The 20,794-nt window shown below is 65.2% G+C and carries 18 protein-coding genes; 8 read left to right on the top strand and 10 right to left on the bottom strand.

The window, feature by feature from the left end:
• Window positions 1-137: 137 nt before the first annotated feature.
• Complete coding sequence (locus ACSLGO_RS10275) at window positions 138-1,358, top strand: hypothetical protein (protein WP_325786627.1); 1,221 nt, start codon at window positions 138-140, stop codon at window positions 1,356-1,358.
• Window positions 1,337-2,338 carry an SIS domain-containing protein gene (locus ACSLGO_RS10270; RefSeq protein WP_387005166.1) on the top strand — a complete coding sequence of 334 codons (1,002 nt, stop codon included), beginning with the start codon at window positions 1,337-1,339 and terminating at the stop codon, window positions 2,336-2,338. Before ACSLGO_RS10275 ends, ACSLGO_RS10270 begins: the two co-directional genes overlap by 22 nt.
• A gap of 8 nt (window positions 2,339-2,346) precedes the next feature.
• Here the strand turns inward: ACSLGO_RS10270 and ACSLGO_RS10265 are convergent, their stop codons facing one another.
• The 4 genes from ACSLGO_RS10265 to ACSLGO_RS10250 form a co-directional block, all read right to left on the bottom strand.
• Window positions 2,347-2,487 (bottom strand): hypothetical protein, encoded by a 141-nt coding sequence (locus tag ACSLGO_RS10265; RefSeq protein WP_176697615.1) that lies wholly within the window; start codon window positions 2,485-2,487, stop codon window positions 2,347-2,349.
• Window positions 2,488-2,636: 149 nt separating this feature from the next.
• Entirely contained in the window at window positions 2,637-2,888 is a 252-nt protein-coding gene (locus ACSLGO_RS10260; RefSeq protein ID WP_091606533.1) for a hypothetical protein, read from the bottom strand.
• Between the two features lie 41 nt (window positions 2,889-2,929).
• Window positions 2,930-3,637, bottom strand: coding sequence for a deoxyribose-phosphate aldolase (gene deoC / locus ACSLGO_RS10255; RefSeq protein ID WP_263128630.1), 708 nt, complete (start codon window positions 3,635-3,637; stop codon window positions 2,930-2,932).
• 153 nt (window positions 3,638-3,790) lie between these two features.
• Window positions 3,791-3,931: a hypothetical protein gene (locus ACSLGO_RS10250; RefSeq protein WP_176697614.1), complete on the bottom strand. Its 141-nt coding sequence runs from the start codon at window positions 3,929-3,931 to the stop codon at window positions 3,791-3,793.
• Between the two features lie 382 nt (window positions 3,932-4,313).
• Between ACSLGO_RS10250 and ACSLGO_RS10245 the strand changes: the two genes are divergently transcribed.
• From ACSLGO_RS10245 to ACSLGO_RS10235, 3 genes are all read left to right on the top strand, one after another.
• On the top strand, window positions 4,314-5,204 hold the full coding sequence (locus ACSLGO_RS10245) for a hypothetical protein (protein WP_436401046.1): 891 nt from the start codon (window positions 4,314-4,316) through the stop codon (window positions 5,202-5,204).
• A gap of 220 nt (window positions 5,205-5,424) precedes the next feature.
• Window positions 5,425-5,856: an STAS/SEC14 domain-containing protein gene (locus ACSLGO_RS10240; protein WP_141653682.1), complete on the top strand. Its 432-nt coding sequence runs from the start codon at window positions 5,425-5,427 to the stop codon at window positions 5,854-5,856.
• Window positions 5,853-7,415 carry a putative bifunctional diguanylate cyclase/phosphodiesterase gene (locus ACSLGO_RS10235; RefSeq protein WP_386917394.1) on the top strand — a complete coding sequence of 521 codons (1,563 nt, stop codon included), beginning with the start codon at window positions 5,853-5,855 and terminating at the stop codon, window positions 7,413-7,415. The genes ACSLGO_RS10240 and ACSLGO_RS10235 overlap by 4 nt, the downstream gene beginning before the upstream one ends.
• 27 nt (window positions 7,416-7,442) lie before the next feature.
• On the opposite strand, the gene ACSLGO_RS10230 is transcribed toward ACSLGO_RS10235, so the two are convergent.
• Complete coding sequence (locus ACSLGO_RS10230; RefSeq protein WP_436401045.1) at window positions 7,443-9,203, bottom strand: phospho-sugar mutase; 1,761 nt, start codon at window positions 9,201-9,203, stop codon at window positions 7,443-7,445.
• A 24-nt stretch (window positions 9,204-9,227) separates the two neighbouring features.
• Window positions 9,228-10,031 carry a purine-nucleoside phosphorylase gene (locus ACSLGO_RS10225; protein WP_436401044.1) on the bottom strand — a complete coding sequence of 268 codons (804 nt, stop codon included), beginning with the start codon at window positions 10,029-10,031 and terminating at the stop codon, window positions 9,228-9,230.
• A 94-nt stretch (window positions 10,032-10,125) separates the two neighbouring features.
• On the opposite strand from ACSLGO_RS10225, the gene ACSLGO_RS10220 reads away from it, so the two are divergent.
• Complete coding sequence (locus ACSLGO_RS10220) at window positions 10,126-11,529, top strand: NAD(P)H-quinone dehydrogenase (protein ID WP_091606514.1); 1,404 nt, start codon at window positions 10,126-10,128, stop codon at window positions 11,527-11,529.
• A gap of 248 nt (window positions 11,530-11,777) precedes the next feature.
• A complete protein-coding gene (locus ACSLGO_RS10215) occupies window positions 11,778-13,178 on the top strand; it encodes an MFS transporter (RefSeq protein ID WP_436401043.1) in 1,401 nt (466 codons plus the stop codon).
• A 75-nt stretch (window positions 13,179-13,253) separates the two neighbouring features.
• Here ACSLGO_RS10215 and ACSLGO_RS10210 read toward each other — a convergent pair whose 3' ends face one another.
• Window positions 13,254-15,038: an acetyl/propionyl/methylcrotonyl-CoA carboxylase subunit alpha gene (locus ACSLGO_RS10210; protein WP_436401042.1), complete on the bottom strand. Its 1,785-nt coding sequence runs from the start codon at window positions 15,036-15,038 to the stop codon at window positions 13,254-13,256.
• A 193-nt stretch (window positions 15,039-15,231) separates the two neighbouring features.
• Between ACSLGO_RS10210 and ACSLGO_RS10205 the strand changes: the two genes are divergently transcribed.
• Entirely contained in the window at window positions 15,232-16,191 is a 960-nt protein-coding gene (locus tag ACSLGO_RS10205) for a hypothetical protein (protein ID WP_436401041.1), read from the top strand.
• A gap of 380 nt (window positions 16,192-16,571) precedes the next feature.
• On the opposite strand, the gene ACSLGO_RS10200 is transcribed toward ACSLGO_RS10205, so the two are convergent.
• The 3 genes from ACSLGO_RS10200 to ACSLGO_RS10190 all read right to left on the bottom strand — a co-directional run bounded on the left by ACSLGO_RS10200 (window position 16,572) and on the right by ACSLGO_RS10190 (window position 20,777).
• Complete coding sequence (locus tag ACSLGO_RS10200; protein ID WP_325786620.1) at window positions 16,572-17,195, bottom strand: Maf family protein; 624 nt, start codon at window positions 17,193-17,195, stop codon at window positions 16,572-16,574.
• Window positions 17,196-17,278: 83 nt separating this feature from the next.
• Entirely contained in the window at window positions 17,279-18,733 is a 1,455-nt protein-coding gene (locus ACSLGO_RS10195; RefSeq protein WP_387005149.1) for a dicarboxylate/amino acid:cation symporter, read from the bottom strand.
• Window positions 18,734-19,058: 325 nt separating this feature from the next.
• On the bottom strand, window positions 19,059-20,777 hold the full coding sequence (locus ACSLGO_RS10190) for a DUF885 domain-containing protein (RefSeq protein WP_436401040.1): 1,719 nt from the start codon (window positions 20,775-20,777) through the stop codon (window positions 19,059-19,061).
• Between the last annotated feature and the right edge of the window lie 17 nt (window positions 20,778-20,794).

Below are 20,794 nucleotides of genomic sequence, written 5' to 3'. Positions count from 1 at the left end.
TTGTGGATCACACCCCGGTTGGGTGGTGAATTGATCTTTACATTCAGATTCAAGGAATACAACGCTTATTTTTCGCCGTAACAAGCATTTAACAATCGGTCCTTGAACCTGCGTGCAAGGAATGTGAAGGTTAGGACATGGATGAAGTGAAGGCCGCGCACGGCTGTTTGCGACTGCAGCCGGACGGCGGCCTTGCCGTGCTTGATTCCCGCGGACGTCCCGCGGCGGCAGGTTCGGGCTTGGCCGGAGACCTCGCTGCTGCAGTGCTGTCCGGCGAGGCCGGTTCACTCACGGCCACCGCCGGAGAGCTGTACGCGGTGCGTACCCGCCTGCCTGCCGGCGGCGGACTCGAAGAGACAGCCGTCAGCGTGGACATGACCAACCTTTCGGTGGTGGTTGGCGGGGACAAGATCATTAAGCTCGTGCGGCAGTGGTCCGGAGCTGACCGTTCGGCCCGGCTGCTGGCGCGGCTGGCAGACGCCGGAGTTGAGTCCGTGCCCGGTTACTACGGTTCGCTGGAGTGGGATCACCCGGAGCAGGGCCGCGGTACCCTGGCGCTGCTCAGCGCGCTGATACCGGACGCGGACGATGGCTGGACCTGGGCAGCGGACGACGTCGTGGCCTGGTTCCGCGGCGGTGCGCTGCCGGACTTCCCTTCCGCCCTTGGCCGGCTGACCGCAGAAGTGCACGCCGCGCTGATCGCTGCCGAACCGCTGCCGGGCCCTGGTGCAGCCGAGGCCAGGGCCCGGGCCGACGGCGTGCTGGATGTTGCCCTGGCTCTCACGGACGGCGACGCCGGGATTCGGCTGGAGAACAGGGCCGGGCACCTGCGGGATCTGCTGGCCGCGCTGCCCGAGACGGGCGCACCGGCCTTTGACCTGCATGGAGACCTGCACGTGGGGCAGGTGCTGCGTTCGGGGGATAGGTACTGGCTCTTGGATTTCGACGGCGATCCCCAGCTGCCCGCCGCTGAGCGGGACCGGCCCGATACCGCCGCCCGCGACGTCGCACATCTAGCCGCCAGCCTGGACATGGTGGCCTCGGTGGCCGCCAAGCGCCTGCAGGCTGATGATCCGCGGTCGCTGGACCGGCTCTACGGCTGGGCTGCGGAAGCGCAGGCACAGCTTGTCCGGGCGTACCACAGCGCCGCAGCAGAGTCCGGCTTCCCGGACCTGCTGGACGAAGCCCTGCTGCCCGGCCTCACCGCAGAGCAGCTGCTGCGCGAACTCATCTACGCCCACCGCTATCTGCCGCGCTGGCAATACGCGGCCGACGGCGCCATCACCTACCGTTTCCAGCGGGATTTCTCCCGCACCCCACAGACGAAGGAGCCCGTGTGGACACCTCCCGCTTCCTAGAGGACCTGCAGCTGGTCCCGGAGTACCTGGACCGTATGGCTGAACTGCTCAACGGCGGTTACCCCGGGCTGGCGGAGCTTCCACCGGCCCAACGCATCCTGATCCTGGGGATGGGATCGAGTGCCTACGCGGCGGCCACCGCCGCGCGGAAAGCACGTGCCGACGGCGTGAACGTCCAGGTTGAACTGGCCAGTACCGTGCTGCTTCCGGCGCCGGCACCGGACCTCCTGGTGGTCGCTGTCTCTGCCACCGGCACAAGTGTTGAGGTCCTGGCTGCGGCTGAACGCTACCGCGGCACGGGCGGACTGGTGGCAGTGACCAACAAACCCAACTCACCGCTTGCGGCCATGGCTGACCACACCGTTGCCATGAACGCGGGGGAGGAGGTCTCGGGTATCTCCTGCCGGAACTTCAGGCATTCGCTGCTGGTCATCGCGGCACTGCTTGAACGGTACGGTGCCTCCTACGGGATGCTGGCGGAGGAGGCGAATGGTGCAGCGGCTGGTGCCCGATCCCTCTTGGACTCCGCCGAACGGTGGCTCCCGCAGGCCTCGGATCTGCTTTTGGGCCCGGACGGTGCGTTCCTGCTGGCGCCTGCGGAACGCTTCTCCAGTGCGGCACAGGGGTCGCTGATGATCCGTGAAGTACCCCGCCGGCCGGCATACGGCAGTGAGACGGGGGACTGGTCCCACGTGGATGTTTATCTGTCCAAGACCCTCGATTACCGGGCGCTCGTTTTCGCCGGATCGCGGTGGGACCGGCAGGCCCTGGACTGGATGATGCCGCGCGGAGCCCAGGTCGTCGCCGTGGGAGGAGGCTTTCCCGAGGCGGCTCTTACCGTTTCCTATCCGGGGCAGGAACGGTGGCTGGTGTCTGCCCTGGTGGAGACGATGGTGCCGGAGCTGGTGGCCTGGGACTGGTACAGCAAGGATCCGGAGCACTCCTGGAGCGCACAGGTCACCGCCACGCCGGCTCGCTAGGGCAGTACCTACGTTTGCTGGATGGCAATCGCGAAGACTACGGCTGCCGAGACGACGAGCGCAGCGATTGCCGAGTAGGAGAACCTGGTGAAGCGCTGCTGGCGGATACGCTCAGCGCGCCATTGCCTACGTGTCAGTGTTGTGCTCATGGGGATGACTTTAAGAACGGGTCCAGCTGAGTGCTAAGAGTACTTACTACTCGTTTCATGCCCGTTTTTACCCGAAAAAAAGACTGCACGCCGGGCAATTCCGGGCGTGCAGTCTTTTTTGCCTAACGCGGATTTGTCGCCGCCGTTGGTTACTCGTTGTGCGACTTGCCTTCAGCCAGCTCAACGGTGGTGTCCGAGCGGCCCATCATGAACGGGATGAGGTAGACGAGAGTACCTACGACGAGGCAGACCACCATCGGCCAAACCGCGTCCAGTGTCAGCCAGTTCAAGGCGTAGATCGAGGCGAGGAAGAGCCCAAAGAAGACAATGAAGGTGACGAGGTTCGAGACCAGGTGTCCTTCGCCCGAGTGGGTGGGCTGCTTGGCCTTGGTTCGTGCCATGGGAGTTTCTCCGTTTCAAAAAGTTTTCAGCGGCGGACGGATCAGTAACCGGACCCGCCGTTACCACCCTTAACAATAGCGATTCCGGAGCTAGCTCCAATTCGTGTGGCACCGGCGTCGATCATCGCCAGGGCATCTTCACGGCTGCGGACACCGCCGGACGCCTTCACGCCCAGGTCAGGGCCGACCGTCCGGCGCATCAGGGCAACGTCCTCAACCGTGGCACCGCCGCCGTTGAAACCCGTGGACGTCTTCACGAAGTCCGCTCCGGCGTCCACGGACGCTTCGCAGGCCAGGACCTTCTGCTCGTCGGTGAGCAGCGAGGTTTCGATGATGACCTTAAGGATTGCGCCGGCTTCATGGACGGCTTCGGCCACGGAAGCGATGTCCCGGACCAGCGTCTCACGGTCGCCGCGCCGTGCTGCGGCAATGTCTATGACCATGTCGATCTCGTCGGCGCCGTCCTGCAGGGCGCCCTGTGCTTCAAAGACCTTGACCTCTGTGGTGGTCGCTCCGAGCGGGAAGCCGATAACGGAGCAGGTGTCTACCCCGGAGTCCTTCAGGGCAGTATGTACTGTCGAGACCCACAGGGGGTTTACGCAGACGGACTTAAAACCGTACTCGGCTGCTTCTTCGCAGACCCGCAGGATGTCCTCACGGGAGGCCTCCGGCTTGAGCAGGGTGTGGTCGATGTAGGAGGCGAGGTCAGCGGTCTGCGGAGTCTCTTCAGGCGCGGCGTTCGTGGGCATGGCGGTCCTTTCCAAACTGGTCTTCCAGTCTCCCATATGGGGGCGGGGAATGCCCGCCGGTTCTTTGCTGCTCAGATTCACCGAGTGAGGAGGCTTAAACGAGAAAGGCCGGGCTGCAATCCCAGAGAGATTGGAGCCCGGCCAGACACAGACTTAGTTCGGCCACCAGTTGACGAGCGGAGAAACCGTCCCGCCGCCAGTGTTGCCGAACGACGGTGCCGCATTCGCCGGTGCGGCGACTCCGACAGCCGTAATGGCTGCCGCGAGAAGAAGCGATGCGCCTAGTTTCTTCATTGGTGCTCCTATAGTGAGGTTTCACAGCTAGCTGACAAAGAAAGTGTACCTAACGAAGACACCCTAAAAGCGTTCATGTATCGAAATTTCAGGTTATCTTGCGTATATGCTGCGGCTGGTCGATCTGCCACCTCAAACCCGCGACGCAACGTAACGTTGACTCAGCGGCGACCTCCGATGCGCAAGAATGAATCGGGGGTGGTACAGACGCCGTGCAGGATACCGAGAAAGTCGTGGCTTTTGAATGATCAGTGACTTCATACTGAACGAGTACAAGGCTCGTCAGAGCTGGGAAGGCCGTGACTATCCCGCGGCCCTGAAGTGTGCTGGAAGGGCAGCGGAAGCGGCGCGGGAATCCGGTGACGAATCCGGATGGTGGCGTATGACGTTCCTCATGGGGGAATGTCAGCTCGAGCTCGGTCAGATGGAAGACTGCTCGGAGACCGCTCTGCAGCTGGTGAGCCATCCACTCTCCCTGGAAGATCCGGAGCTGGCCGCTAAGGCCAAAGCTCTCCGTTCGCTGGGTCTTCAAGGTCAGGGCCTGCTTCCTCAAGCACTGCAGGTTGCCCGTGCGGCCGCGTTGGAACTTCCGGACGGTGACGTTGGGGGACGCGGAAAACTCGAAGCGCAGCAGGCCCTCGTAGCGGTCCTGGCCGAGAGCGGCAACTTTGATGACGCTTGGACAGAGGCCGAAGTGCTCGCCAGCATGGTGGGCGACGACACCGGGTTGGAGAAAGCCGGGAAGGCATACTGGTCAGTGGGAAATGCTGCATTCCTTGCTGGTCGGCACAGCGAGGCAACGCATTACCATGGGCTGGCTTCGGCCTCGCTGTCGCCGACGAACGACGTGAGCCTGTGGGCCCTCTTCAACAAGGCTTCCGCCTTCATGCGCCTCACTGCGAACCTCGTAGAGCCTGAAACCCTCCAGTGCATCGAGCGGGCCGAAATGGCCATCTCAATTACGGGTGGCACACCGCAGGACGAAATTGAGCTGGCGATAACCCGTGCCTACTGGTCGTTCCTGACAGGCGACCTTGCTGCAGCACGTTCCAAGATGAACGCAGTGATGGGGAAGTCGGAAATCATGGCACCTCATATCGAGGGGGAAGCTCTCTTCCTGCTGGCCAGGATTCTCCGGGCGGAAGGACATCTGGCGGCCGCCGCCGATCGTTTCGCCCTGAGCGCCCACCTATTCGAAACTGCGGGTGCCGGCGCCCGCGCTGAGCAGTCCAGGAGATTCCTAACCCAATTGCGGGAATCTGCGGATGACTAATACAACGGTGTCGGGATGCTAACCCTGAACACCTGCAAGCACGCTTAGAAATTAATATTCCGGCTCGAAATGGCGTCTCGAAATCCTCCGTTTCTAGCTCTACTGGGGTACCTTTGGCTTTGGGGGGAAACATGGGAAAGTATCGACTTTTGGATTTCGCAAGGCCGCACGGGACTGATCAGTTCCGCAACACCTCGCCAAGCCGTGCCGGGGGCATGATATGACGGTCGTTGATAGTGCAGTCCCGGTACCGGAAGAGGCCCCACCCGTGGACGTGGCCGAAGCCGCCGGACTCATCGAAGGGTATGTAGGAGTCTCCCTGGAAGATGGTTTCGTCAGGCTGGTCCTACCTCCCGGTGCCGTCATCACGGGAGGGATCGCAGCCCGTGCTGCATCGGAGTTCGAACAGATAACCGGAACGGGAATGATGCCGCTCCTGCTCGAACTGACTGGCATTGAATCCATTACGCGCAGTGCCCGATCAGTCTTTGGCGGCGCCCATTCCGCCTCAGCGGTTGCAGTCCTCGGGTCTTCGCAGGTTGATCGGGTCATAGCCAATTTCCTGTTGGGGGGTGACCTGCCGCACTGCCCGACCAGATACTTCTCTTCCAGGGACGAGGCACTTGGCTGGTTGAGGGCTAAAACGCGATGACGGACCCTGAAGCCGGAGACCCAAGACTTCAGCAGGTCGTGGACGGAATTGTCCGGATTGCTGCCGGCGACCTTGGCACGAGGATCCGCACCTCACCACAACGCGACGACGTGGACGCCGTTATCACCGGCATCAACCTGCTGGCCGAGGAACTGAACTCCGTCTATCAGGACTTCGAAGAGCGGGTCGAATCGCGTACCCGCGAGCTGCAGGCTGCGCACCGCCAAATGCAGCGGATGGCGATGAGTGATGCCCTGACCGGCACCGCCAACCGCACGGCGCTGATGCACGAGATTGAGGCGGAGCTGCTCGCCAGCGAGATTGAAGGTACGCGCCCCTCGGTCCTCATGATCGACCTGGATGCCTTCAAGGACATCAACGACAGCTTTGGCCACCAAGCCGGTGACCAGGTCCTCGTGGAAGTGGCCCGCCGGCTCCGCTGGGCAGTTCGCAGGGGCGACACAGTGGCCCGGCTGGGTGGGGACGAATTTGCCGTTCTGCTGCCGGACACGGGCCTGAGTACTGCCATGGGTGTGTCCGCGCGAATCCACGAGGCGCTGGCCGAATGCATCCGGGTGGAGGAAATCGACGTGTGGCCGCGCGCGAGCGTGGGCGTCCATGCCGCACAGCCGGGGGAAAGCGCCGAAGACATCATGGTGCGGGCGGACACTGCCATGTATGCGGCCAAGGACGCGGGCCGGGGACAAAGCAAGGCATTCGAGCCGGTGATGCTGTACGCCCGGCAGCTCCGCCGGGATATGGCTACCGAGCTCCGGGAGGGCCTGGGGCGGAACGAATTGTTCCTCGACTACCAGCCCGTCGTCGAGCTCGCCACCGGCAGGATGAGCGGGGTGGAGGCACTGGTTCGCTGGCAGCACCCACAGCGCGGTCTAGTGATGCCGGATGACTTCATTCCGATCGCCGAGGAAACCGGCATCATCCTGGACCTTGGCCGCTGGGTGCTGCGGGCTGCCCTGGAGCAGGTGGCGCACTGGGAAGGGCAGCTGGACCTCGACGACGATTTCAAGGTCCGGGTCAACCTCTCCGCCATGGAACTGCAGCGGCTGGATCTGGTGGACCATGTGCGGCAGGACCTGCTGGAAACCGGGATACGCGCTTCCCGCCTGGTCATCGAGATCACCGAGAGCGCGTTCGTCAGCGGAGGAGACGTGGAGATGTACTCTCTGAAGTCGCTGAACGCGCTTGGCGTGGGCATCGAGATAGACGACTTCGGCACGGGGTACTCCTCGATCAGCTACCTCCGCAGGCTGCCCGTCCAGACGGTGAAGGTGGACCGCAGCCTGATTCGGGACATCAGCGCGGACCCCGGACAGCGGCAGTTCGTGGATGCTGTCCACGGGCTGATCCGTGCCGCCGGCATGGAAGCGGTTTTCGAAGGAATCGAGACGCTTGACCAGGCGGCAGACCTGCTGGTGCTTGGCTGCCGCAACGGCCAAGGGTACTACTTCAGCAGGCCGCTGGGCGCGGGACAGATCCAGGCCATCCTGGCAGAAGGTACGGTGCTCCCGCTGGTTCAGGCACCGGCCGCAGCACGTTAGCGGCCGGTCCCGACGACGGAAGCATGCTTAGGCGTCCAGCCCCAGCGCCGCCGCGATGTCCGCCTTTGCCGCTGCCAGACGCTCCGCGGCGGCCGTACGGGCCGCTCCGAGTCCGTCCCGCCCGGATACCGGCTCAATCACTTCCAGGTAGCACTTCAGCTTCGGCTCGGTGCCGGAGGGCCGGACGATGATGCGGGTGCTGTCCCGCGTCAGGTAGAGCAGGCCATCGGTGGGCGGGAGGTCTGCCGAGCCGGTCGAGAGGTCGACGGCGGACGCCACGGGAGAGCCGGCCAGGGAAGCCGGGGGCTGCTCGCGCAGGCGCGTCATCATCTGCGGAATCAGGGCCAGGTCCGCGACCCGGACGGAAAGCTGGTCGGACGCATGCAGGCCGTGCTCCAGCGCAAGGTCATCGAGCATGTCGAACAGCGTGCGTCCGGACGCCTTGAGCGAGGCCGCGAGCTCGGCGATAAGCAGACCGGCGGAGATGCCGTCCTTGTCCCGAACCAGGCCGGGAGCCACGCAGTAGCCCAGTGCCTCCTCGTACCCGTACACCAGCCCCGGAACCCGGGAAATCCACTTGAAGCCGGTCAGGGTCTCCTGATGTGCGAATCCCGCGGAAGCAGCAATCCGTGCCAGCAGGCGGGAGGAGACGATTGAGTTCGCGAAGACGGGGGAGTGTCCGGCCCTGACCCGCGGCTTGAGATGCCCGGAACGGATCCTGGCAGCCAGATGCGCGCCAAGCAGGGCGCCGGTCTCATCGCCCCGCAGCATGCGCCACTGTCCGGTGGCCGGGTCCTTGGCAGCTACTGCGGCCCGGTCGGCGTCGGGATCGTTGGCCAGCACTATGTCAGCGTCCGTCTCCACGGCCATGGCAACGGCCATGTCCAAAGCGCCTGGTTCCTCCGGATTGGGGAACGCGACCGTGGGGAAATCCGGATCCGGCTGGGCCTGGGCTGCCACCAGCTTCACGGAGGTGAAGCCGGCGTCGCGCAGGACAGCGGTCATGGTTTCCCCGCCAACCCCGTGCATAGGCGTCAGGACAATCTTGAGGTCCCGCGACGGATAACCATCCCTGGCCACCAGGGCGTCGACGGCGTTGATGTAGTCCGCCGCGATCGACTCGGACACGTCGGTCCAGCCTTCGGGTGCTGTCTCGATCGAGTCAAGCGGCACGGAGTAGTCGATGCGCGCGGCAATCTCGGCGTCGTACGGCGGAACGATTTGGGCGCCGCGCCCCGGGCCCTTGACCGTCCGGCCGCCCAGGTACACCTTGTAGCCGTTGTCCTGTGCAGGATTGTGGCTGGCAGTGACCATCACGCCGGCATCCGTGTCCAGGGCCCTGACCGCGTAGGCGAGTACCGGCGTCGGGAGCGTGCAGGGGAGCAGGAATGCCTCGATTCCGGCCGCGCTGAAGACCGCCGCGGTCTCCAAGGCAAAAGCCCGGGAGTTGTGGCGGGCGTCGTAGCCAATGACCGCGCTGGGAGTCCAGCCCTCGGACTTGTCCTGCAGGAACGAGGCGATCCCGGCTGCCGTGCGCCGGACGACGGCACGGTTCATCCGCATGGGCCCGGCGCCGAGGGCGGCACGCAGGCCGGCGGTGCCGAACTGCAGGGTGCCGGAGAAACGGTCTGCCAGGTCGGCCAGGGCAGCTTCTGCCGCTTCGCCGTCCGCAGTGGCTTCGGCCAGCAGTTTCCGCAGCTGGGCAGCAGTCGCGTGGTCAGGGTCGGTGTCCGCCCAGAGGCGGGCCGCGGCAATCAGTTCGTCACGTTCAGTGGAGGTCAAGCTCATGGGGTGTCCTATGAAGGTCTCTGGCTAGAGGGCGCCGATGATTCCGGCCAGCAGCCGGGAGATGCGCGGACCCGCTTCGGCTCCTGCCTCCAGCACTTCCTGGTGGCTGAGCGGCTGCGGGCTGATGCCGGCGGCGAGGTTGGTGACCAGGCTGATGCCGAACACCTCCATGCCGGCGTGGCGGGCCGCAATGGCTTCCAGTGCGGTGGACATGCCAACGAGGTCTGCGCCGATGGTCTTGGCGTAGCGGACCTCGGCAGGGGTCTCGTAGTGCGGGCCGGGGAACTGGGCGTAGACGCCCTCGGCCAGGGTCGGGTCAATGGTGTGTGCCAGTTCGCGCAGGCGCGGAGAGTAGAGGTCCGTCAGGTCCACGAACGTGGCACCTTCCAGCGGTGAGGTGGCCGTCAGGTTCAGGTGGTCGCTGATCAGCACGGGGGTGCCGGGCTTCCAGTCCAGGTTCAGCCCGCCGCAGCCGTTGGTCAGCACCATCACCTTGGCGCCGGCGGCAGCCGCGGTGCGTACGCCGTGGACTACGGCGCGGACGCCCTTGCCCTCGTAGTAGTGGGTGCGGGCTCCCAGGACCAGCGCGCGCTTTCCGCTGGGGGTCAGGATGGAACGGATGGTTCCAACATGGCCCTGCACTGCGGGGGCGGAGAATCCGGGGATTTCCGACGCCGGGATGGTGGCGGTGGTTTCGCCGATCAGTTCGGCTGCCTCACCCCATCCGCTGCCCAGGACCAGGGCGATGTCATGGCTGGGTACGCCGGTTTTCTCGGCAATGTACGCTGCGGCGTGCCGGGCAAGTTCAAAGGGTTCGTCGTTGCTCACCCGTACAACTTACCGTGTGTTGGACGGCACTGCTCCTGCCTGCGGTACCGGTCCCGTTTGAGCGGCATCCCCCGATGCGACAGAATGGACAGTTGTGACGAGCCAACTAGATTTCACAGCCCGAAAAATCGCGATCCTCGGCGGCGGCCCCGGTGGATATGAAGCCGCCATGGTGGCGGCATCGCTGGGGGCGGACGTCACCATCGTTGAGCGCAACGGCCTGGGCGGCTCAGCCGTCCTCACCGACGTCGTTCCCTCCAAGACCCTCATCGCCACCGCCGACGTGATGACGCGTTTGAACGCGGCTTCCGGCCTGGGCGTGGACTTCGGTGACTCGAAGCCGGTGGCAGCGGACCTGAAGATGGTCAACCACCGCCTCCTTGCGCTGGCCCGCGAGCAGTCCAGCGACATCCGGCGCACGCTGGAGCGCATGGGCGTGAACGTGGTGATCGGCAACGGCCGCCTGCTGGACAACCACACCATCGAAGTGACCGCCGACGACGGCACCGTGACCACGGTCGAAGCCGAAGCCCTGCTGCTCTGCACCGGCGCCAACCCGCGCGAGCTGGAAACCTCCATGCCGGACGGCGAGCGGATCTTCACCTGGAAGCAGATCTACAACCTCACCGAAGTTCCCGAGCACCTGATCGTGATCGGCTCCGGTGTCACCGGTGCCGAGTTTGCCTCGGCGTACAACGGCCTGGGTTCCCGCGTCACGCTGATCTCCAGCCGCGACCGCGTGCTGCCCGGTGAGGACGCCGACGCCGCCCGGGTGCTGGAGGACGTGTTCCAGGCCCGCGGCATGACAGTGCTGTCCCGGTCCCGCGCAGACTCCGTGAAGAACACCGGCGAGGGCGTGCTCGTCACCCTCTCCGACGGACGCACGGTCGAGGGGTCGCACTGCCTCGTGGCCGTCGGAGCCATCCCCAACACCCAAGACATCGGGCTCGAGGAAGCCGGGATCGCCCTGGACGAATACGGACAGATCAAGGTCGACGGCGTTTCCCGCACCACGGCCCCGAACGTCTACGCCGCCGGTGACTGCACTGGAGTGTTCAACCTGGCGTCCGTGGCAGCCATGCAGGGACGCATCGCCATTGCTCACCTGATGGGGGACAGCGTGAAGCCGCTGAAACTCAAGCACGTGGCCTCGAACATCTTCACCTCCCCGGAGATCGCTTCCGTGGGTGTCTCGGAAGCCGACGTCGACGCCGGCCGCTACCAGGGCGACGTCATCAAACTTTCGCTGCACACCAATGCTCGGGCCAAGATGATGGACGTCAAGGAAGGCTTCGTGAAGATCATTGCCCGAAAGGGTTCCGGAACGGTGATCGGCGGCGTCGTCGTCGGTCCCCGCGCCTCTGAGCTGATTTTCCCGATCGCCCTGGCGGTCACCCAGAAGCTGCACGTGGACGACGTAGCCAACACCTTCACGGTGTACCCGTCCCTGACCGGCTCCATCTCCGAAGCTGCGCGCAGGCTGCACGTACACATCTAGCGGTTCCCGGCTCCGCACATCGAGATTACAGAAACTGCCCGTATCAGTCCTGATACGGGCAGTTTCTGCTATCTCGCGGGGGATGGGAAAGGGGGTGTCCCGGCGGAACGCGTCGCGTGAGACCTGCATTCCGACGCATTAAATAAGGGTTTGTCCAACGTTACGTCCACAATGTGGACCAATGTCCGAATGGCGGACGCGGGGTTCTACGATAATCCTACTTTCCATCCGCACCCGAAAGACTTGCCATGTCAACAAACACACCAAGTGCCGAAACCGAAAAGGCACCCGCAAACTCACGCGGTCGCGTGATCGTAGCGTCGCTGGTCGGAACCTCCATTGAGTTCTATGACTTCTATGTCTACGCGACGGCCGCAGTACTGGTCTTCCCGATCCTCTTCTTCCCAAACGCAGAGGGCGTTACCGCGCTGCTGAGTTCCTTTGCCGTGTTTGGCGTGGCATTCATCGCGCGTCCGCTTGGATCCATCGTCTTTGGGCACTTCGGCGACAAGGTGGGCCGTAAGGGCACCCTGGTGGCCTCCCTGCTCACCATGGGTATCGCCACGTTCCTCATCGGCTGCCTGCCGAGCGCCGACATGCCCGGCTGGACCTTCTGGGCACCGGCACTGCTGGTTGTCATGCGCTTCGCCCAGGGCCTGGCCCTCGGCGGCGAGTGGTCAGGCGCGGCGCTGCTGGCCACCGAGAACGCCCCCGCCAATAAGCGCGCGATCTACGGCACGTTCCCGCAGCTGGGCGCTCCGATCGGCTTCATCCTGGCCAACGGCCTGTTCCTGATCCTGAGCTTCAACCTCTCCGAGGAAGCCTTCATGTCCTGGGGATGGCGCATCCCGTTCCTGGCCAGCGCCGTCATGGTCATCATTGGCCTGTACGTCCGCCTGAAGCTGGTGGAAACCCCGGCCTTCCAGAAGGTTGTCGACTCCGGTGAAGTGAGCAAGCTGCCCCTGGCCGCTGCGTTCAAGTTCTCCTGGCGCCCGATGATTGCCGGCACCTTCATCATGCTGGCCACGTACGTGCTCTTCTACCTGATGACCACCTTCACGCTGTCCTACGGCACCGCCGCGAAGACCGAGGCAGAAGCCGCTGCGAAGGCAGAAGCCGCCGGCAAGGCCTTCGATCCGGATTCATTCGCCTCCGGACTGGGCTACGCGCGCAATGACTTCCTGATCATGCTGATCGTCGGCGTCGTGTTCTTCGGTATCTTCACCATGGTTGCCGGTCCGCTGGCCGAAAAGCACGGCCGCCGCAAGACCCTGCTCTGGGTCACCGCAGCGATCTTCGCCTTCGGCTTCGCGTTCGATCCGCTGTTCGGCGGCGGGTTCGTGGGCACCATGGCGCTGCTGATCATCGGCTTCACGCTGATGGGCCTGACCTTCGGTCCGATGGGCGCGGTACTGCCTGAGCTGTTCCCGACCAACGTCCGTTACACAGGCTCCGCGATCGCCTACAACGTCTCCTCGATCCTGGGCGCCGCTGTTGCCCCGTTCATCGCCGTGGCCCTGTGGCAGGCAGCTGACGGCAGCCCGTGGCTGGTAGGCGTCTACCTGTCCTCCATGGCGGTCCTGACCTTCATCGCCCTGTGGGTTACCCGCGAAACCAAGGACGTGGATTACGTAAACCACTCCAGCTAGTTCGCCTGCTGGAACGCCAAGAGGCCCGGATCCGTGTGGATCCGGGCCTCTTGTGCTGTGCCGGCCGGCTAGGACCTAGTCCAGGATGGTGGCGATGACCGCGCCGGCGGTCACCGTGGCTCCGGGGGCTGCCGAGAGGCCGCTGACGGTTCCTGACTTGTGCGCGGTGAGCGGCTGTTCCATCTTCATGGCCTCGAGCACCACGATCAGGTCCCCCTCGGCAACCTGGGCGCCATCCTCGACTGCCACCTTCACGATGGTTCCCTGCATGGGGGACGTCAGGTCATTGCCGGTTGCAGCCGCCGTGGCGGACCGTGAGCGGCCCTTGCGCTGCTTGCCGTTGGCAGCAGCACCGCCCTTCCCGGCCATCTGGGCCATGCCGGCGGGCAGGACAACCTCAAGCCGTTTGCCGCCCACCTCGACCGTGAGGCGCTGGCGGGAGGCGTCGTCGTCGTTCCCGCCTGCGGGGTATCCGCTGAACGGTGCGATGGTGTTGTCGAATTCCGTCTCAATCCAGCGGGTATGCACGCTGAACGGTCCCTCTTCCGGCGCGAACGCGGGATCCGCGACGACGGCGGCGTGGAAGGGGAGGACGGTCGGCAGGCCGGTGATCTCGAATTCCTGCAGGGCGCGGCGCGCCCGCTGCAGGGCCTGGGTGCGGGTGGCGCCGGTGACGATCAGCTTCGCCAGCATTGAGTCGAAGTTGCCGCCGACGGTTTCGCCCGCTTCGATGCCGGAGTCGACGCGGACGCCGGGGCCGGTGGGCAGGCGCAGGGACTCGACCGTGCCGGGGGAGGGCATGAATCCGCGGCCGGCGTCCTCGCCGTTGATCCGGAACTCGATCGAGTGCCCGCGGACCTCGGGATCGCCGTAGCCGAGCTCTTCGCCCCGGGCAATGCGGAACTGCTCACGGACCAGGTCCAACCCGGTGACCTCCTCGGAGACCGGGTGCTCAACCTGCAGGCGGGTGTTCACCTCCAGGAAGGAGATGGTGCCGTCGGTCCCGACCAGGAACTCGCACGTTCCGGCGCCCTGGTAGCCGGCTTCGCGCAGCAGGGCCTTGGAGGATTCGTAGAGCCGCCGGGTCTGCTCCTCGGTGAGGAACGGCGCCGGAGCCTCTTCAACGAGTTTCTGGTTGCGGCGCTGCAGCGAGCAGTCGCGGGTGGAAACGACGACGACGTTGCCGTGCGCATCAGCCAGGCACTGGGTTTCAACGTGGCGGGGAGAATCCAGGAACCGTTCGATGAAGCACTCGCCGCGGCCGAATGCTGCGGTGGCTTCACGGACGGCCGAGTCATACAGTTCGGGGATTTCCTCCAGCATGCGGGCAACCTTGATGCCTCGTCCGCCGCCGCCGAATGCTGCCTTGATGGCCACTGGGAGTCCGTGTTCGGATGCGAAGGCCAGGACTTCATCGGCGCTGGACACCGGATCCGAGGTGCCCGGAACCAGGGGTGCCCCTACCTTCGCGGCCAGGTGGCGTGCGCGCACCTTGTCTCCAAGCTGCTCAATGGCCTCTGGGGAGGGGCCGATCCAGGTGAGTCCGGCGTCGATCACGCGGCGGGCGAACTCCGCGTTCTCGGAGAGGAAGCCGTACCCGGGGTGGACGGCGTCGGCGCCGGCACGCGTGGCAGCGGCGAGGACCTTGTCCATGTCCAGGTAGGAATCTGCGGCGGTGCTGCCGTCCAGGGCGTAGGCCTCGTCGGCCAGCCGGACGTGGAGTGCGTCCCTGTCCGGGTCGGCATAAACGGCGACCGTGCCGATACCTTCGTCGCGGGCGGCCCGGATGATCCGGACGGCGATCTCACCGCGGTTGGCAATCAGGACCTTGCCCAGCGGGGCGGGGGTGTTCTGGCTCATGAAATGCACTGGCTCCTTTGATCTCTTGGGAGCGTAGCGCGCTTTTGTGGTGTCCCGCCATAAACCGTGCTGTTTCTGCGTGGGGCGGCAGCTTTAGTTGTGGGGACCCTACAAATGGTGTCGTGGTGTGGCGACCCGTTTGGATCTGTGGATATCCCGGGCGGCTGTGCGGACCAGCCGGTAGAACTGGTGGATGCGCACGCCGAAGCCCCTTCCGCCGTCGTTCTCTGACCCGTTCCTTGCCGCTGATGCGCAGCGGGCGGGGCTCACCAGGGGCAGGCTCCGCGCCTCTGACCTGCGGATTCCCAGCCGGGGAATCCGGGTTCCCCGTGCAGCCGACGGCGATGCCGGGGATCTCGCGGCCCGCGCCCGGCCGTACCTGCAGCTGCTGCCGGATGCCGTGCTCAGCCATACGACGGCGGCCCGGCTTCATGGGATTCCCCTGCCGGCGTCGTTCCGGCGGGAGCCGGTGCTGCATCTGGCGCGTGCCCGGGCTGCTGCCGCTACCAGTCGACGGCACGTGCGATGCCACCGGCTGAATCTGGCCGAATCGGAGATTGTCCTTCCATCGGAGGGCGTCCGTGCCACGTCTCCCGTTCGGACCTTCATTGACTTGGCGGGCATGCTTGCGTTGCCGGACCTCGTGGCCGCGGGCGACTGGCTGGTCAGCGAGCATGGACGAAGCTACGGTCAAGTGCGCCGGGCCGTGGTTCGGTTCGAAGTCCTGAGGAGTTACGTGGACGGTGCACGCTGGGTTCCACATATCAGGAATGCGCGCGCAGCGGTAGATTTGGTTCGGGTGGGAGTGGACTCGGTGCCCGAGACTCATCTGCGCTTGTTGCTGCGCGAAGCCGGGCTCCCCACATTTCACCCAAACCTTCCGCTCCTGGATGCCGAAGGGAGGCCGGTCTTATGGTCCGACCTTGGCTGTCCGGAGTTCCGCACCTGCGTTGAGTACGACGGCGAGCACCACCTGATGCGGCAACAGCAGCTCCGTGACCACAACCGGGATCTGCTGGTCAGCGAGCTCCAATGGCATCAGGTGAAGGTCTCTGCTCTGGATATGCACAGGGGGCCCGAATGGGTGGCGGGAAAGGTTGTTCGCGGGCTGAAGCTGGGCGGATGGACTCCAGGCGCCGGGCTTGGGGAATGAGGTTCCGAATAGCCCATCATGTGGGGCAATAGCGGCGTAATCAGTAGGAGCGGACAAAATCCTGTGTCGCGACAGCGTCCTTTGGCTCAACGCCGATGCATCCTGTGTCGCGCTATTGTCCCTCTTCAGCGGTCGAAGGAACCACATCCCGCCACAGGACGTACGGAGAGGCCCAAAGCGACTTCATTGCACCACAGGATGATGCCCGGAGGCACGGCCGGCACGGCCACGCGCGGCACAACGTGCCGCAACCCGCGGCCGGCTGGCACGGCACAACGTGCCGCAACCCGCCGCCGGCTGTCCCGGGCCGCGCGGCAGCTAGGCTGCGAGCCCCGCAGCCCCGCAGCCCCGCGGCCCCGCAGCTGCTGACCCTGCGAGGGCTACCGCCAGAACGAGGTCACGCCAACACCGGCGCTGGCCAGCAGATGGCGCAGCGTCGAGACGGAAAGACCCACAACGGCATGCGGATCCCCGACGACCTTTTCGATGAAGGCACCGCCAAGAGAGTCGATCGTGAAGGACCCGGCAACCTGCAGTGGTTCGCCGGTGGCGACGTAGGCCTCAATTTCGTCGTCGAGCAGCTTCGCGAAGTGCACCTCCGCGGAACTGACAGAGCCGAGGGTGGCGCCGGAGCCGTCCTCCTCGGTGTCGCGGCAGTCGACCAGCCAGTGGCCGGTATGCAGCACCCCAACGTTTCCGCTCATCCGCCGGATTCGTTCGCGGGCGACGTCGGCCTCCCACGGCTTGCCGTGCGCCTCGCCCTGGAACTCGAAGACCGAGTCGCAGCCGAGCACCAGTGCGCCCTCGGACTCGGGCAGCGACGCCACGGCCTCGGCCTTGGCACGGGCGAGCAGGAGCGCGGTATCGTGCGGGTCGGTGAGTCCGTAGCGGGCCGTCACGGCGTCTTCGTCGACGTCGGAAACCAGCACGCGGTGGGCAATGCCGGCGTTGGCCAGAAGCTTGGTGCGGGCCGGGGAAGCGGAGGCAAGAATCAGTTCAGTCACGCTTCCCAGCCTAGTGGGCAAACGAAGAACGGCCGTCCCCGCAGTGGGACGGCCGTTCTCGGAGAAGTGCGAGCAGGAAAACCTTACCCCCTGTTCGCCGCCTCCACGGTAGCGGATGAAGCGGAAGTGCTCTCCTGTGACGGAAGTTCTGCCGCATCCGTCTCAAATGTGTCCGATTCAACCGAATCGTCGGCGAAGGGATCACCGTTGCGCTCTGCGTCGTAGAGCTCCGGCTGCAGCATTCCATTGCGCTTGGCAACGATGGTGGGGACCACGGTCTGTCCGGCAACGTTCACGGCGGTGCGGCCCATGTCTAGGATGGGGTCGACGGCGAGCAGCAGGGCAACGCCTTCGAGCGGCAGTCCCAGGGTGGACAGGGTGAGCGTCAGCATGACGACGGCGCCGGTGGTTCCGGCAGTTGCCGCGGAACCCAGGACGGCGACGACGGCGATGAGCAGGTACTGGCCGATGCTCAGGTCAATGCCGAAGAACTGTGCCACGAAGATCGCGGAAATGGCCGGGTAGATTGCGGCGCAGCCGTCCATCTTGGTAGTGGCACCCAGCGGTACGGCGAAGGATGCGTAGGCCCGGGGTACACCGAGGTTGCGCTCGGTCACGCGCTGGGTCAGCGGGAGCGTGCCCACGGAGGAACGGGAAACGAACGCCAGCTGGATTGCCGGCCATGCGCCGGAGAACCACTGGCGGACCGAGAGGCCGTGGGACTTGATCAGCACGGGGTACACCACGAACAGGACGATGGCCAGGCCCACGTAGATGGCGAGGGTGAACGTACCCAGGGAGCCGATGGTGTCCCAGCCGTAGGTGGCTACGGCACGGCCGATCAGGCCGACGGTACCCAGCGGAGCCAGGCGGATGATCCACCACAGGACCTTCTGGATGACGGCCAGGGCGGAGGCATTCAGTGCCAGGAACGGCGCGGCAGGCTTGCCGACCTTCAGGGCGGCGATGCCGACGGCGATCGCGATGACCAGGACCTGAAGCACGTTGAAGTTCAGCGAGGTGGTGAGCGTCTCCGAGGTGGAGGCGGTCAGGCCCAGGAAGTTGCCCGGGATCAGGCCGGTGAGGAAACCGATCCAGCTGCCGGTGCCGCCGTCGTATCCGTCCGGGGCGGTGGCATCGGCGTTGGCGCCGGGCTGCATGATCACGCCGAGCGCAATGCCGATCGCGACGGCGATCAGGGCGGTGATGGCGAACCACAGCAGTGTCTGCCAGGCCAGGCGCGCGGCATTGGATACCTGGCGCAGGTTGGCGATGGAGCTGACGACGGCGGTGAAGATGAGGGGTACGACGGCGGCCTTCAGCAGCGAGACGTAGCTCGAGCCGATGGTGGACAGCGTGGTGGTGAGCCAGTTGGGCTCGCCGTCAACGGTGCCCATGTTCTTGGCCAGCAGGCCCAGGCCGAGGCCGACCAGCAGGGCTGCGATAATCTGCGGGCCGAAGGAGGTGGCCCAGCGCGGAAGCCGGCGCCGGGTCTCGGCTGCGGCGGGGGACTGTGGGGAGGTCTGGGGTGATGTCACCGTTCGATGCTAGACGTGATCCTTTATCAGAGCCGTTTCGGTATTGCGAAATGTTACGCGGCCGCAAAGGGGGCACCCTTGGAAGAATGCGCGTGCGAGCCGTTCTGTGGCGCGGACCCGCCGAAGTGGACTTCTTATTCCCCGCCCCGCTGTGACGATTGTCCCATCCTTGCCCCCGCCCGTCCGGAGCGCTCCCGGCGTGCTGGGCAGCAGAAACACGCACCCGGCAGAAACACCTGGGCAGCAGGGGAGACGACTGCAGAAACACCCGGAGAACAGGGACGCCCGGCCGGAAACCGGCCGGGCGTCCAAAAGGGGGTTAGCTCTAGTTTTCCAGCAGGGCCCGGCGCAGGGTGTCCAGGCCTACCGAGCCCAGGCGCAGTGCCCGGGTGTGGAAGGTCCGCGCGTCGTAGGCGTCGCCCTCGCGGGTGCGCACTTCGTCACGGATCTGCTCCCAGAGGCGCTGTCCCAGCTTGTAGGCCGGTGCCTGCCCCGGCCAGCCGAGGTACCGGGTGAACTCGAAGTTCAGCTGGCCTTCGGAGATGGCGATGTTCTGCTTCAGGAAGTCGTAGCCCTTCTCCGGAGTCCAGGTGCCGGTTCCCCAGCGCTCGGGGACCTCAAGCTCGAGGTGGACGCCGATGTCGAAGACCACGCGGGCGGCGCGCATGCGCTGGGCATCAAGCATGCCCATCCGGTCTCCGGGATCGGAGAGGTAGCCCAGTTCCTCCATCAGGCGCTCGGCGTACAGTGCCCAGCCCTCGCCGTGTCCGGAGACCCAGCAGACGTTGCGGCGCCAGCTGTTGAGGGTGTCGCTGGCGGCGGTTGCCGTGGCGATCTGCAGGTGGTGGCCCGGAACGCCCTCGTGGTAGACGGTGGTGGTCTCCTTCCACGTGGTGAAGGTGTCTTCGCCTTCGGGGACGGACCACCACATGCGGCCGGGGCGGGAGAAGTCCTCCGACGGGCCGGTGTAGTAAATGCCGCCCTCGTTGGTCGGCGCAATCATGCACTCGAGCCGGCGCATGGGGCCGGTGATCTCGAAGTGCGTTTCGGAGAGCTCGCTGACGGCGCGGTCGGAGAGTTCCTGCATCCAGGCCTGCAGCTCGGCGGTGCCGTGCAGCTGGCGCTCCGGGTCGGCGTCGAGCAGGTCCATTGCCTCGCGGACTGAGGCGCCTTCCTTGATCTGGTTGGCCACCTTCTCCTGCTCCGCGATGATGCGGTCCAGTTCGGCCACGCCCCAGGCATAGGTTTCTTCCAGGTCAACGGCGGAGCCGAGGAACTGGCGGGAGAACAGTGCGTAGCGCTCTGCTCCCACGGCGTCCTTTTCCGGGGCCGAGGGCAGCAGTTCGGTTTCGAGGAAGCTGACCAGCGAGCGGTAGGCGGCGCGGGCGGCGTCGGAATTCTCCTTCAGGGCCGCCTGCAGCTGCTCAGGCAGCGCAGCCCCGTCCGGAAGTGCGGCACCGGAGGTGAAGGAATCGAAGAATCCGCCGTCGTCGGCGTACTTCGACGCCTGCTCCATGACGATCTTGACCTGCCGGCGGGCAGCTACCCGGTCCTGCTCGGCCCCGTGGCGCAGCGAGGTAATGTACCCGGCGACGGCGTCGGGAACGTTGTGCAGGCGGCCGGAGATGTGTTCCCAGGCTTCCACGGAGTTCGTGGGCATGAGGTCGAAAATGGCACGGATGTCCTGCGCCGGGGAAGCGATGTTGTTCAGGTCTGCCAGGTCCCAGCCGGATTCGTGGATCTCCAGCGCCAGGCCCAGGCGCTCACGCATGGCGTCCAGGGTGACGCGGTCCACGTCGTCCACCGGCTGCAGGTCCTCAAGGCGCTCGAGGGTCTCCCGCATTGCCTCGGCCATGGATTCAAGGCCGGCGGGGGAGTAGTCGGCGTACTCGGTTTCGTGGCCCGGAATGCCCAGCGTGGTGGCAAATGACGGATCCAGGGTGAGCAGATTCTGCGTGAAAGCTTCGGCGACGGCGTCAATCGCAGTGGGGGTGCGCGAACCGGCGTTGGACAGGTTATCTGATGAGGTTGTCTGTTCAGTCACACGTCCGAGCGTAGCGT

It is taken from the genome of Arthrobacter sp. IK3 (genome assembly GCF_051337705.1).
GTDB classification, from domain to species: domain Bacteria; phylum Actinomycetota; class Actinomycetes; order Actinomycetales; family Micrococcaceae; genus Arthrobacter_B; species Arthrobacter_B koreensis.
Note: the sequence above shows the minus strand (reverse complement) of the source record. Positions and strands in the feature narration are given on the sequence as shown.